Origin of the sequence: Rivularia sp. UHCC 0363, from assembly GCF_034931125.1 — a bacterium.
In the GTDB taxonomy this organism is placed as follows: Bacteria; Cyanobacteriota; Cyanobacteriia; order Cyanobacteriales; family Nostocaceae; genus Rivularia.
Genome location: NZ_JAYGHM010000086.1, coordinates 19,780 through 33,046, shown reverse-complemented (window position 1 = coordinate 33,046; position 13,267 = coordinate 19,780). Strand labels below are relative to the sequence as shown.

Below are 13,267 nucleotides of genomic sequence, written 5' to 3'. Positions count from 1 at the left end.
AAAACCGAATCAGCTAAATTCAGATAAGATTTTAGATGTTCCCGCAAAAGAAGCTTAATTTTTGGTAATTTTTATACCGTTACAAAAAAGTTAGAGACGTAGCATCGCTGCGTCTCAGTTTGTTTTCGCTCAAAATCCCAATTTTTCTAAAACTGGCTTTGTAGAAACAATATGTCTTTGTAAACCAAGTTCTTGTGGACTAACCCCCAAGGCTAAAGCGATTAATTGCGGTAAATGCAGTACTGGTAAACCCAGCTTACGTCCAATAACTTTTTCTACTTCCGGCTGACGAGAATCTAAATTGAGGTGACACAAGGGACAAGGTGTAACCATACAGTCAGCACCGGCTTCTATAGCTTCTTCGATATGTTTACCGGCCATTTGGAAAGATTGAGTAGTCGCATAGCTAGAAAGCGGCCATCCACAACATTTAGTCCGACCTTGATAATGAATCGGTGTTGCTCCCACCGTGCGGAACACATTTTCCATTGCTTCTGGTTTGAAAGGGTCATCGTCAGGCATATTTTGAGCGCGTAGTAAATAGCAGCCATAAAAAGCCGCGCATTTAAGATTTGTTAATTTCTTTGTGACCCGTTTTTTAATTTCTTCTAGCCCATAATCTTTGACTAAAGCATAAAGAAGATGCTTGACTTGGGTAGTTCCGCGATAAGGAGAACAGCTTTCTTTTTGCAACAAACTGTTAACTTTATTTAAGTAATCAGGATTATTTTGACCGCAAGCTTTTAGACGTTCATCGACATGACCGATAACACCTTGACAAGTGCTGCAATGAGTCAGTAGAGGCAGATTTAGTTCTTCTGCTAAAGAAATATTTCGAGCGTTGACTGTATCTTCTAATAGTTGGGAATCTTCCTTGAAAGTCCCAGAACCGCAACAAGCTGCTTTTTTTAGTTCAATCAGTTCGATATTTAAAGCTTTGGAAAGAGCGACAGTAGAAGAATGTAGCTCTCGGCAAGCACCTTGAGCAACACAACCTGGAAAGTAAGCGTATTTAAGCATTTGGAATAGAATACAATGACGATTAATTGGAAAGCGAAAAGTTTGGGGAAATGGTTCTGCAAACTTTTTCGGACTAGATGCAATTTTAAGTATGGAGTATGAAATTAACCTTACTCTATTAACCTGGGCGCTTGTATGATATCAAGTGGTTTACTCTTTATTGTTGATAACGCTTGCTCATCCATTACTGTTTTATCCTCAGTTGAAGGTCGCTGGTGAATGGGATGGACTGTATAAAATAACCTAAGTGGTACATTCAAGCAATAAATTTAGTAAAATTGCCGTCGCGCAAACAATAATGCCGTGTATACGAACGCGCTTTCCGATAAGATGTATATGCTCAAATTGATATCCATAAAGAGCAGAATATAGCCACCCTCGAAAGGTATTTGAATCTATGAGTCAAGCGGAAATTTTTGAAAAAGTCAAGAAAATTGTTGTCGAACAGTTAGGAGTTGAGGATGAGAAAATCACCCCAAATGCTAATTTTGCCAATGACTTAGGGGCTGATTCTTTGGATACGGTGGAATTAGTAATGGCTTTGGAAGAGGAATTTGATATTGAAATTCCCGATGAAGCTGCTGAAAAAATTACTACAGTTCAAGAGGCAGTTGACTACATTAATAATAAAGTCGCCGCATCTGCCTAACACAAGGGATAGATAATTGGGAATTGGGGATAGGGTGCAAAGAAAACTTTCTCTTGTCCCTAGTTCCTAAATTTCCAATTAACAATTTACTGCGTGTTGAACTGCGACGTAGGTTGAGCCACCATAAATATCATCATGACAGAATTGAAACGTAAGCGCGTTGTTGTAACTGGAGTTGGTGCGATTACACCGATTGGTAAAACGCCAGAAGAATATTGGTCCGGATTGGCGAGCGGTCGTAATGGTATTGGTGAAATTACTTTATTTGATGCCTCAAATCATGAATGCCGTATTGCTGGTGAGGTAAAAAATTTCGATCCACATGATTACATGGATCGTAAAGAAGCTAAGCGGATGGATAGATTTGCTCAATTTGGGGTTTCGGCGGCAAAACAAGCTGTTAGGAACGCGAATCTAACTATCAACGATTTGAATGCAGAACAAATCGGTGTCATACTTGGCTCCGGCGTAGGTGGCATCAAAGTGATGGAGGATCAGCAGACTATTTACCTCAACCGGGGTCCCGATCGCTGTAGTCCCTTCATGATACCAATGATGATTGCCAATATGGCTGCTGGGCTAACAGCAATTCATACCGGAGCTAAAGGACCCAATTCCTGTCCGGTAACTGCCTGTGCATCGGGTTCTAATGCGATTGGTGATGCTTTCCGCATTATTCAAGATGGATACGCTCAAGCAATGATTTGTGGCGGATGTGAAGCCGCGATTACACCTTTATCTATTGCTGGATTTTCTGCTGCAAGAACGCTTTCTAACCGTAACGATGACCCCCAAAAAGCCAGTCGTCCGTTTGATAAAGACCGCGATGGTTTTGTCATGGGTGAAGGTGCCGGTATTTTGATTTTGGAAGAACTCGAACACGCTTTGAGTCGCGGTGCCAGAATTTATGCCGAAATGATTGGCTATGGGATGACTTGCGATGCTTATCATATGACTTCACCAGTACCTGGTGGAACAGGAGCCGCAAGAGCCATGCAGTTAGCACTCAAAGACGGCGGAATCACCCCGGACATGGTTACTTATATCAATGCTCACGGTACTAGTACCCCGGTAAACGACCCCACCGAAACTGCTGCGATCAAAGAAGCCTTGGGAGAACACGCTTATAAGATAGCAGTTAGTTCTACCAAATCCATGACTGGTCATCTTTTGGGAGGCTCTGGAGGTATTGAAGGTGTCGCAACGGTATTGGCGATCGCTAATCACCGAGTTCCACCAACAATCAATTTGGACAATCCAGATCCAGAATGCGACTTAGACTATGTAGCAAACGAAAGTCGGGCAATGGATATTGAAGTAGCGCTATCCAATTCCTTTGGTTTTGGCGGTCACAATGTCACCCTGGCTTTTAAGAAGTACGTTTGATCGAGGATAAAACATGAAGTGTGAAGTCAGAACAGAAAATTCATCCTTCATACTTCATGCTCAAAATATTGTTTATAACCCTTCGATGGGGGTGCGAATACACCAATTTTCATAAACTAGTTTATTTAAAAGCTGAAGATCGGGGGCAATTCTCTATACAATTAATCCCAAGTCCCTTCATAAAAATCTTGCTTGCTGTGCATCTTGTCCGCCAACACGCAGTAATGGGATGATGAGATTATGGCTATGTTGGGAAAATTTCAAAATGACCCCAAGCAAGCTACATAAAGCTATTAACAGAACGCTAACGTCGTTAAAAACAATCGTATTATGACTGTTGCAACCCAAACCCAAACCCTCGAACAACTTTGCATCAACTCAATTCGCTTTTTAGCAGTTGATGCTGTAGAAAAAGCAAAGTCCGGACACCCTGGACTACCTATGGGCGCTGCGCCAATGGCGTTTGTGCTGTGGGATCAATTTATGCGATTTAACCCCAAAAATCCTAAATGGTTTAATCGCGATCGCTTCGTTTTGTCCGCCGGACATGGTTCTATGTTGCAGTATGCTCTGCTTTATTTAGCAGGCTACGATAGCGTCAGCATAGAAGATATCAAAAATTTCCGTCAGTGGGAATCCAGCACTCCCGGACACCCCGAAAACTTCATGACATTAGGGGTAGAAATTACTACCGGACCTTTGGGTCAGGGAATTGGTAATGCAGTCGGTTTGGCAATGGCAGAAGCACATCTAGCTGCTATGTACAACAAACCCGATGCTAAAATTGTTGACCACTACACCTACTGTATTGTGGGTGACGGTTGCAACATGGAAGGCGTTTCTAGTGAAGCTTGTTCTTTTGCCGGACACCAAGGTTTAGGTAAACTAATTGCGTTCTACGACGACAACCACATTTCCATTGATGGTTCCACCGACATCGCATTTACCGAAGATGTTTCCAAGCGTTTTGAAGCTTACGGTTGGCACGTTCTCCACGTCAAAGATGGTAACAACGATTTAGACGCGATCGCCAAAGCGATTGAAGAAGCTAAATCTGTCACCGATAAGCCCACCATGATTAAGGTGACAACCACCATCGGTTACGGTGCGCCCAATAAACAAGATACAGCAGGTATTCACGGTGCCGCTCTCGGTGCTGATGAAGTTAAACTTACCCGCGAAAACTTAGATTGGAAATACGAACCCTTTGAATTGCCAGAAGATGCTCTGAACCATATGCGTAAAGCAGTGGAACGCGGTGCTGGCTACGAAGACGAGTGGAACAAGACTTTTGCCAACTACAAATCAAAATATCCTAAAGAAGCGGCAGAATTTGATCGTTATTTAACGGGTAAGCTTCCCGATGGTTGGGATAAGGTGTTACCTACATTCACCCCCGAAGATAAAGGTTTAGCAACTCGTAAATATTCTGAAGGTTGCCTGAATAAATTGGCATCTGTTTTACCAGAATTAATCGGTGGTTCGGCTGACTTAACTCACTCCAACCTGACCGAAATTAAGGAATCGGGCGACTTCGAGAAAGGTAATTACCAAAACCGTAACATCCACTTCGGTGTACGCGAACACGGTATGGGCGCAATTTGTAACGGTATGGCGCTGCACGATTCGGGCTTAATTCCTTATGGTGCGACGTTCTTAATCTTCACCGACTATATGCGTGCTGCTATCCGTTTATCAGCACTGTCTCATACCGGGACACTTTGGGTAATGACTCACGACTCCATCGGACAAGGTGAAGATGGCCCCACACACCAACCGATTGAAACTTTAGCTTCATTGAGAGCCATTCCTAACTTAAACGTGATGCGTCCAGCTGATGGAAATGAAGTTTCCGGATGTTACAAGGTAGCTATTGAAAGAGCCAAGAGGAAAGATCCTACCTTATTAGCGTTTACCCGTCAAGCTGTACCCAACTTAAAAGGTACTTCTATGGAAAAAGTAGCTAAAGGTGCTTATATATTAGTAGATTGCGACGGAACACCAGATTTAATTTTGATGGGTACTGGTTCCGAAGTACAGCTTTGTGTAGGTGCTGCCGAAAAACTTTCCGCAGAAGGTAAGAAAGTTCGCGTAGTTTCCATGCCTTGTTGGGAATTGTTTGAAGAGCAAGATGACTCTTACAAAGAATCAGTTTTACCCGCATCTGTTACCAAGCGCGTATCGGTAGAAGCTGCTGCAAGCTTTGGTTGGCACAAATACGTTGGAATGGAAGGCGCGATGGTAAGCATTGATAGATTTGGTGCTTCCGCTCCTGGTAACATTGTGATGGAAAAATTCGGTTTCACCGTTGATAACGTGGTAGCAACTGCGAAGAAATTAGGTTGATTAGTAGTAGTTGAATAATTGTTTTTGGGGTGGGCTTAATAAGTCCGCCTTTTTTTTCATCGTAACGCCCTCACCCTCGAAGGGTGGGGCTACAATTACAAAGCCCACCTGCGTGGGCTGAAAAGTCTCATTTTTCTAATAATTAATGTAGAGACGGGGTGTTTTGCTACGTCTTCCTCAATTTCGGTTGGTAATAACGCGATCGCCGCACCTAAAGGTGAATGCTAAAACGATAAACAAAAAATACCTGAATAAAAAATAAGAAGTACGGCAAAAACTTTAAATAAAACCGCGTTAAATTAGATAAAGAATTATTCCACAAAATCTAAAAAATAGGAGTTGATTATGCAAGAAGTTAAAAGCCAAAACCCCGAACTTGAAAATCGAATTAGACCAATAGTAGAAAAACTAATTAAAAGCAGCAGCCTCTATCAAGTAAAATTGAAAAAGCAAGAAATGATAAAAATGTTAGTTAATCTATTTGCAAGCTTTTCTGAGGAAGAATTTAGAGCAATTCCAGAGAATGAACTTATTCGCCGGATTGATAAACTCTTAGTTTTAGAAGCTGTTTCAGGTACTTTAAATGATTTAACGCCAGAGCAAATTGCAATTTATGACGAAGCGGTAGAAGGTAGATAGATCGGGTGAATTATTTATTAGATACAAATATTATTAGTTACATACTGAAAAACAATGCTTCTGTAAATAATAAATTACAGCAGGTAACTCGTGGGGGAGAAGAAGTATTTATCAGTTGCATAACTTACTATGAAGTTAAAAGGGGTCTTTTAGCTTTAAATGCTACAAGGCAATTAGCTGAATTTGAAACTTTTTTCCAGAAATATGAAGTTTTATATTTAGAAGATATAGAAATTATCGAAACAGCTTGTAGAGTTCATGCCGATTTGAAAAACAAAGGTACACCGATTCAAGATGCAGATGTTTTAATTGCTGCAACTGCTATTACACGCGGGTTGATTTTGGTTTCTAATGATTCGGATATGGGAAGAATTGAGGGGATTGATTTGGAGAATTGGGTTGAAGTGTAACTTTAAGTTTAAGGTGTAAAAAATAGCTGTAAACGTATTTTTACAATTAATTTCACAAATAAACAAAGAATATTAAAATCACGCTATAATACTTTTTGCTTTATACAACAATTGCATAGTACAATATTACTATAAAGATAACTGTTAAAAATTATTATTTGTAGTGAGAGGCGTAATGAAAGCAGAGCTTCTCAAGAGATTATTTAAGGCGATCGCCAGTTCAGATGATCTGGCCATTGACAAGCTTACCCACTTGGTGATTGAAGAAGAACGTAAAAAAGGGCATACTCTTCTTGCTGACCAGTTAGAGAATATTACTAAAAAAAGTCAGAACGAGAAACCTTTCTCAAATGGTAAAACGGCTTCCATTACTCAAGAAACTAAGCTTTCACAGTCAATCTTGACAGAAGGGTTGCAGGCATTACCAACGAATAAGCGATTGAATCTTCCTTTAGTAAGTGTTATACCGAGGGAGAAGCAACGCCATCATATGGTGTTACCTAAGAATATTGAAAAACGTTTTAGCCGAATTGAGCGCGAGTATGCTGCAAGAGATAGGCTTGCTCATTATGGATTGCTGTACAGACAAAAAATTTTACTATATGGACCTCCTGGTTGTGGCAAAACTTTAGGAGCAGAGCGTTTAGCTTGGAATACGGGTTTACCATTGTTAAAAGTTCGATTTGATGCAATGGTGTCATCTTTTTTAGGTGAAACAGCAAGCAATTTGAGACTTGTGTTTGAAGAAGCTTCAAAAAATCCATGTTTGTTATTTCTTGATGAATGTGACTCAATTGCTAAGTCACGAGAAGACCATCAGGAAGTAGGAGAAGTCAAGCGCGTAGTGAATAGCTTTCTCCAAATATTGGATGAATATCAGCCATCTTCGGGTCTTTTGGTAGCAGCGACAAACCTTAATAAAACTCTTGACACTGCTCTTTGGAGAAGATTTGATGACTTGATAGAAGTACCACTACCAGGAAAAGAAGAGCTAGAATTTATACTTAAGGAAACTCTATCTGCGATCGAGGTAGGAATTGTCAATTGGTCTGCAATCCTACCGCAGATGGAAAACTTTTCTGCTGCTCAAGCGGTTAGAGTTGCACAAGATGCGGCGAAAAGAGCAATTCTTGACCGAGAAGGGCTAGTTATTCAGGAACATTTAGAAGAAGCAATTACAGAAATCAAAGTTTCCTGAAGTTTATTTTGGTGTTTGGAGAATTGAATGGTTAAAGAAAATAATCATCTACCGCATATTGAGCTTAGGCTGACAACAAAAGGAAGTGCAGTACCAGTGCGCGGAGGAGGTAAACCAAATCCAAGAACAACTGCAAATACGAATAATCGACAAGGACATGGAAAACGGCTTAAAAATTCAATTGATTCATTAATTTATGATTGGCAAGATATTAAAGAAAAGCGAGAGGAAGAAGGAAAGCCTTCGTTACCAGAAAATGCTATACCTATAATTTTACAGGTTGACCCTACAGCATTTGATGCAGAAGATTTAAGAAAGTATGGTATTGAAGTAATTGCCGAATTAGAAGAAGGATATATCGTTGGTGCTTCTGTTGAAGATAATGAATTTAGCAGCTTACAAAAAAAAATAGAGCAATTTATCAAAGCTGAAAAAGGGGGTGGTAAGGTACCAGAAATATGGGAAATTATTGATGGTCGTAGAAGACCAGAATACATTGTTTCGCCAGAATTATGGAATCAATGGGATGAAATTAAAGATGAAATTTTATTTGTTGTTGATGTAGGAATATCTTGCATCGGAACTAAATCTTTATTTTCAGACCATCCTAAACAAAAAGATAATGAAAGTGATGATAATTTTGCAACACGGGTTAATAATTGGATAAACAAACGCGATATAACTTATCAACAATGGGATGATATAAAGTCAGAGCGAGAAGACGAATTTACTAATTTTGTTCAAGCATACAATGGAGAAAATTTAAGCAGCTTCATTGATGGAGAAACTACTAAATATGCTGAACTACCAGATAGTTTCTCATGCAGAATTAAAATTTCAGGGAAAGGATTAAAAGATTTAGTTTTCAACTTTCCTTATATTTTTGATGTCAGCGAACCAGATGAATTTGCTGAAATTTTACCAAAATCAAGTTTATCTGATGCTGATTCTCCTTCTTTTCAACTGGAACCACCAGAACCGAATGCTCCTAAAGTATGCAATATAGATAGCGGTATTCAAGAAAGACATACTCTGCTTAGACCAGCAATTGATTCACCAAATTCTAAATCTTGGGTTCCTGGAGAGATTAGCAAAACTTCTGATTACGTGAGTAATGGTGGACACGGAACTAGAGTTGCTGGCGCAATTCTGTACCCAAGGACTATACCTCGTAGTGGTAGTCAAAAAGCAATTTGTTGGATTCAAAATGCCAGAGTTCTTGATGCAAATTGTCAGCTACCTAAATCACTATTTCCACCTAATCTATTAGCTGATATCGTCAGTTATTATATTGGCACTGGAACAAAATTATTTAATCACTCAATAGCTGGTAGTGTTCCTTGTAGAAAACAATATATGAGTGCTTGGGCAGCTACTATAGATAACTTAACATGGCAAAATGATATTTTATTCATTGTCGCTGCTGGGAATTTACCTTTAGATACTAGAACTGGTTTAACACGATTATCAGTAAAAGAGCATCTAGCTACTAACCGAATACACCCAGATTATCTTTTAGAAGATTCTTGTAGAATTGCTAACCCTGCACAAAGTTTTCAAGCCTTAACTGTTGGTTCAATTGCTTCATGCGATCGCCATGTACCACCATATTCTTCAATTTCAAAAAAAGATCAACCCTCAGCTTTTTCATGCAGCGGTTTAGGAATTTGGGAGACAATTAAACCTGAAGTAGTTGAATACGGTGGTGATTTAGTTAGAGATGAAGGTGTACCACCTAACATTACTTCTCCAAAAGAAGTTTGTCCGGAATTAGTACGTTCAACTTTACGTGGTGGTCCAGCAATTGCATCTGATAATGTTGGAACATCTTTTGCAGCACCAAAAGTAACTCATATTCTTGCACTTATAGCTGCTGAGTTTCCTAATGAGAATTCTCTTTTGTACCGTGCGCTAATAGTACAATCAGCGCGATGGTTAGAGTGGGCATTTTCTGAGAATATAAATAAAAAAGATGTTCTGCGACTCATTGGTTATGGTCTCCCGGATGTCAATCGTGCTTTAGGTAATAGTCCTAACCGTATTACTTTGATTACACAAGAAGAGCGTCAGATAAAAGCTAGACAAGCTCATGTTTTTCAAGTGAAACTTCCTGAAGAATTGCTTTCTCAAGGAGAAGAAATAGAAATTTTAGTAGAAGTTACTCTATCTTACAAGGCACAACCTCGCAGAACTCGTAGAAATCGCAGAAAATATCTCTCAACTTGGCTTGATTGGGATTGTAGTAAAAAAGGGGAAGATCCAGATAGTTTTTTAGCTAGAATTTTAGAAGAATACGATGCTCCAGATGATGCAGAAAAAGGAGAGGGTTCTTTTAAATGGGAGCTAGGTAAACAAAATAATCATGGAAAGATTAAAGAGGTATCTAGGAGCGCTGGAACTATTCAGAAAGATTGGACTGTTGTAAAATCATTTCAATTGAGAGAAGCTTTTTGCATTGCAGTAGTTGGACACCAAGGTTGGAACAACGATCCAGACGCTCAAGCACCATATTCTTTGGTTGTCAGTTTTGAAGCTTTAAAGTCTAATATTCCAATTTACACTACATTTGTTGAAGCTCAAGTGGAACTACAAATCGAGCAGCAGGTAGAAATTTGATAAATTAGGTAATTTGCTCATTAGTAATATCAGATTCATCATTCATTCCCAATCACAATTCTCACCACAACGGCGGAATTTCGGCCGGATTCTGACAAATAATCGGCAACCATGTAGCACAAGGAAACCGATCTTCCAAACCTTGCAACTTCTCCCTACCCCCTCTTACCGATTGATATAAAGTTCTACCCTGAGAATATTCTTGTAAAAAGTTCTTGAGAAACTCTTGCGCTACCTTATCCGGTACAGGTTCCCGCATAACTATCATTTGCGGAAGCTGTAAATCTGCTAAATTTGCAGCCAATCCCAAACCATCGCAAGAATTAAATATTGCTAAAGCTAAACCTTGTTCAATAGCTTTTGTCAGAGCATACTTTAACTCCGAAATAGTTAAAACATCGGTTTTATTAATATAAAATGTTCCTTCTTCTTTCAATCTCTCTCCATTTCTTCCCTCAGCGCTCTCCGTGTCTCTGCGGTTTATTAATCCAGTAGAACTATGTCCCGCAAAAAAGAAAATATTCCAAGATTGCATCCAAAGTTGATCGTTTAACTGTTGTCTTTGAGGTTCTACTAAAAAAGTAACTTCCGCATTTGGTAAACTTTCTAATAACTCCCGGTCTTTTTGAATATCAATTCCATTACTGTTACCCAAAATCGCCAGAATTCTGATTTTACCTGGAGGTAATAAATATTTTTCCTTACTTTGATAAGTTGGAGTGCTTAAAGCAACTTCGGCTTTAGAATATCTGTCAAAAAAATCCCACAGATGAAACGGTAATTTTCGCACTTGTCTATCTTCTGTTTGCAGAATGAATCTAATTGCGTCGGTAGGATTCAACTGTTCGAGAAGCTGCTCTTTTATCGGTCGAAATGTTGCGGAATTGAGCCAAAAATTTATACTTTCCTGCAACCTTTCGGCTAATACAGTACATTCATGAAAATAATCGCATTTACTAATATTAGTTATCTGGGTATCGGGAATATCTAAACGTAAATTTATTCCTAAACTTTGACGGTAAGCTATACGCCATTGATTATAATATTCTTCTAATTCTGGTGCAGAAGATAATTTACCTTTGGACTCGAAATAAGGATGATTTCCCTGTTTTGCAATCCGCAATGTTACATTAAAGCCGCTATTTAAGTCTCCTTGATTTAAGTTGAGAATAACTAACTTTTCTTGTTGCTTTTTATTAGGAGGAGCTATTTGCATCAAAGTTCTTAAATCTGCTTGATGCTGCTGATAAAGTGTAATTTGGTCGTCTTTACTTTGTAATTCTGCTTGATATCTTGCTTCCAAAGTTTGTAATGCTAATTCATAACTTTGAGTGAATTCAGCGTGAACTTTTTGTTTATCAGTCTTTTGCGGTACTTCTACCCGCACAACTACAACTCCATCTCCTTTATTTTCAATACTTTGAATTGCAATATCGATATCTGGATTTTCATCTTTCACTTTTGTTAAAGCAGCAGATAAAGCCTGTAAATCTAGACCGTTACGAAAAATTAAATCGACTGTATTTAATGCTACTTGAAATAATTTTGCAAATTCACCTGACGCGAATTCTCCACTACTAGGACGACGTTCCCCTTGATTATTGAGTAAAAATATATAATCGCAAATTGTTTTTTCGAGTTTAGTAGTGCTGTCAATATTCCAACCTTCTAAACAAGCTGCGGTTAATTTTGCTTGTTGAAAATTTGTACTTAATGCTTGAGTTTTAGTTAAATTTGCTCTTTCTAACCAAGCATTTTCAAAGGTAGCTGAACTAATATCTGTTTCACTTAAATTTATATCGCTAAGGTCTGCATTTGCAAGATTTGCACCTCGGAGGTTATAACTTTGATATGATTTATTAACACCTTTTTTACTAACAACTAAATCTCTGACTTTCGGATTAATTAAAATCGTGTTTTTAACTCTGGATAATTCCAGCTTTTTTGCTAAATGGAAGTTAGTCCGAATTAAAATAGCATTAGTAAAATTGGAGTTTTTTATAATTGCGTGAGATAAATCAACATCAGTTAAATCGGCATTACGAAAACTTGTTCCACCAATAGTAGAAATTATAATTCCAACAGTACGAATCAAGATATATTTTTCATTTTCATTTAATGCCTTTAGACCTGAATAAATACCTAAAATAGTAATAATTATAGCTAAGCTTATTGTTAACGGTAAAGCAATACTTGATACTTGAAAAACAGCACTAAAAATATATATCGCTGCGGATAAGCCCAAAACCCAAGCTGCGACTTTCAAGATTTTCTCAAAAAAAGATTCCTCCGCAGACCAAAATACTGCTAAAGCGATCGTAAGAACTCCAATTAAAGACCAAAGCCCTGCTCCTGCTGCACCCCAAGCCCCTAGAACCGCAGCTTTTAAACCCGACGTTCCCCAAATAATAACCGCAATTAGTCCTACAATTACGATAACTATTGCTTCAGAACCAGCTAAAATAAACCAAACATCCGCCCCAAAACCTTTATAAAAAGTACCAATAAAGAAAAGTCCCAACAGTGAAAATATGATGATAGCAGTCACCCATGCAACATCATTTTTGATGCCGCTAATACCGCTAACAATACTTGTACTTTCACTGTAAAAAGAAGATAGAGATTGTGAAGCAATTATTCCCGTTAAACCTGATGCATATCCGCAAAGTGCTGCGATGAAAAATGAAAAAGCCATCAGAGAGATGACTCTAAAATGCTGCACTCCCGCAATAGCATGATGGAAATTAGCACCTTTTAAAACAGCACCCGTGAAATTAGCACCGCGAATATCTGAGTAAGAAAAATCGGCTCCTGTTAAATCTTGATTTTTGAACGAATAACCCCGGAGATTTCTATGAGAAAATTTTAAAGACATGGGAACAATTAACAATTAAATAACAAGTAAACTTATACCATTTCTTTATAAATATGCGCCGAATGTAGCCCACGCAGGTGGGCTTTGTTTGTGTAGCCCCACCATAGCCAGAGTGAGGGCGTTGTTTA

General features: G+C 38.7%; 9 protein-coding genes. 7 read left to right on the top strand and 2 right to left on the bottom strand.

What is annotated here, in order from left to right:
* Window positions 1-129: 129 nt before the first annotated feature.
* The gene (locus VB797_RS31045) at window positions 130-1,032 is read right to left on the bottom strand and encodes a CoB--CoM heterodisulfide reductase iron-sulfur subunit B family protein (protein WP_323241636.1); all 903 of its coding nucleotides are present in this window, start codon (window positions 1,030-1,032) and stop codon (window positions 130-132) included.
* A gap of 385 nt (window positions 1,033-1,417) precedes the next feature.
* Between VB797_RS31045 and acpP the strand changes: the two genes are divergently transcribed.
* The 7 genes from acpP to VB797_RS31010 all read left to right on the top strand — a co-directional run bounded on the left by acpP (window position 1,418) and on the right by VB797_RS31010 (window position 10,264).
* Window positions 1,418-1,669, top strand: coding sequence for an acyl carrier protein (gene acpP, locus VB797_RS31040; protein ID WP_323241633.1), 252 nt, complete (start codon window positions 1,418-1,420; stop codon window positions 1,667-1,669).
* 135 nt (window positions 1,670-1,804) lie between these two features.
* Window positions 1,805-3,055 carry a beta-ketoacyl-ACP synthase II gene (gene fabF, locus VB797_RS31035; protein WP_323241631.1) on the top strand — a complete coding sequence of 417 codons (1,251 nt, stop codon included), beginning with the start codon at window positions 1,805-1,807 and terminating at the stop codon, window positions 3,053-3,055.
* Window positions 3,056-3,385: 330 nt separating this feature from the next.
* Window positions 3,386-5,401 carry a transketolase gene (tkt, locus tag VB797_RS31030; protein WP_323241629.1) on the top strand — a complete coding sequence of 672 codons (2,016 nt, stop codon included), beginning with the start codon at window positions 3,386-3,388 and terminating at the stop codon, window positions 5,399-5,401.
* Window positions 5,402-5,746: 345 nt separating this feature from the next.
* The gene (locus tag VB797_RS31025; protein ID WP_323241628.1) at window positions 5,747-6,040 is read left to right on the top strand and encodes a hypothetical protein; all 294 of its coding nucleotides are present in this window, start codon (window positions 5,747-5,749) and stop codon (window positions 6,038-6,040) included.
* A gap of 5 nt (window positions 6,041-6,045) precedes the next feature.
* Window positions 6,046-6,450 carry a type II toxin-antitoxin system VapC family toxin gene (locus VB797_RS31020; RefSeq protein WP_323241627.1) on the top strand — a complete coding sequence of 135 codons (405 nt, stop codon included), beginning with the start codon at window positions 6,046-6,048 and terminating at the stop codon, window positions 6,448-6,450.
* 175 nt (window positions 6,451-6,625) lie between these two features.
* The gene (locus tag VB797_RS31015) at window positions 6,626-7,648 is read left to right on the top strand and encodes an ATP-binding protein (RefSeq protein ID WP_323241626.1); all 1,023 of its coding nucleotides are present in this window, start codon (window positions 6,626-6,628) and stop codon (window positions 7,646-7,648) included.
* 27 nt (window positions 7,649-7,675) lie between these two features.
* Window positions 7,676-10,264 carry a S8 family peptidase gene (locus tag VB797_RS31010; protein WP_323241625.1) on the top strand — a complete coding sequence of 863 codons (2,589 nt, stop codon included), beginning with the start codon at window positions 7,676-7,678 and terminating at the stop codon, window positions 10,262-10,264.
* A gap of 61 nt (window positions 10,265-10,325) precedes the next feature.
* Here VB797_RS31010 and VB797_RS31005 read toward each other — a convergent pair whose 3' ends face one another.
* Window positions 10,326-13,139, bottom strand: a complete 2,814-nt coding sequence (locus VB797_RS31005; protein WP_323241624.1) for a pentapeptide repeat-containing protein — start codon at window positions 13,137-13,139, stop codon at window positions 10,326-10,328.
* Window positions 13,140-13,267: the final 128 nt, after the last annotated feature.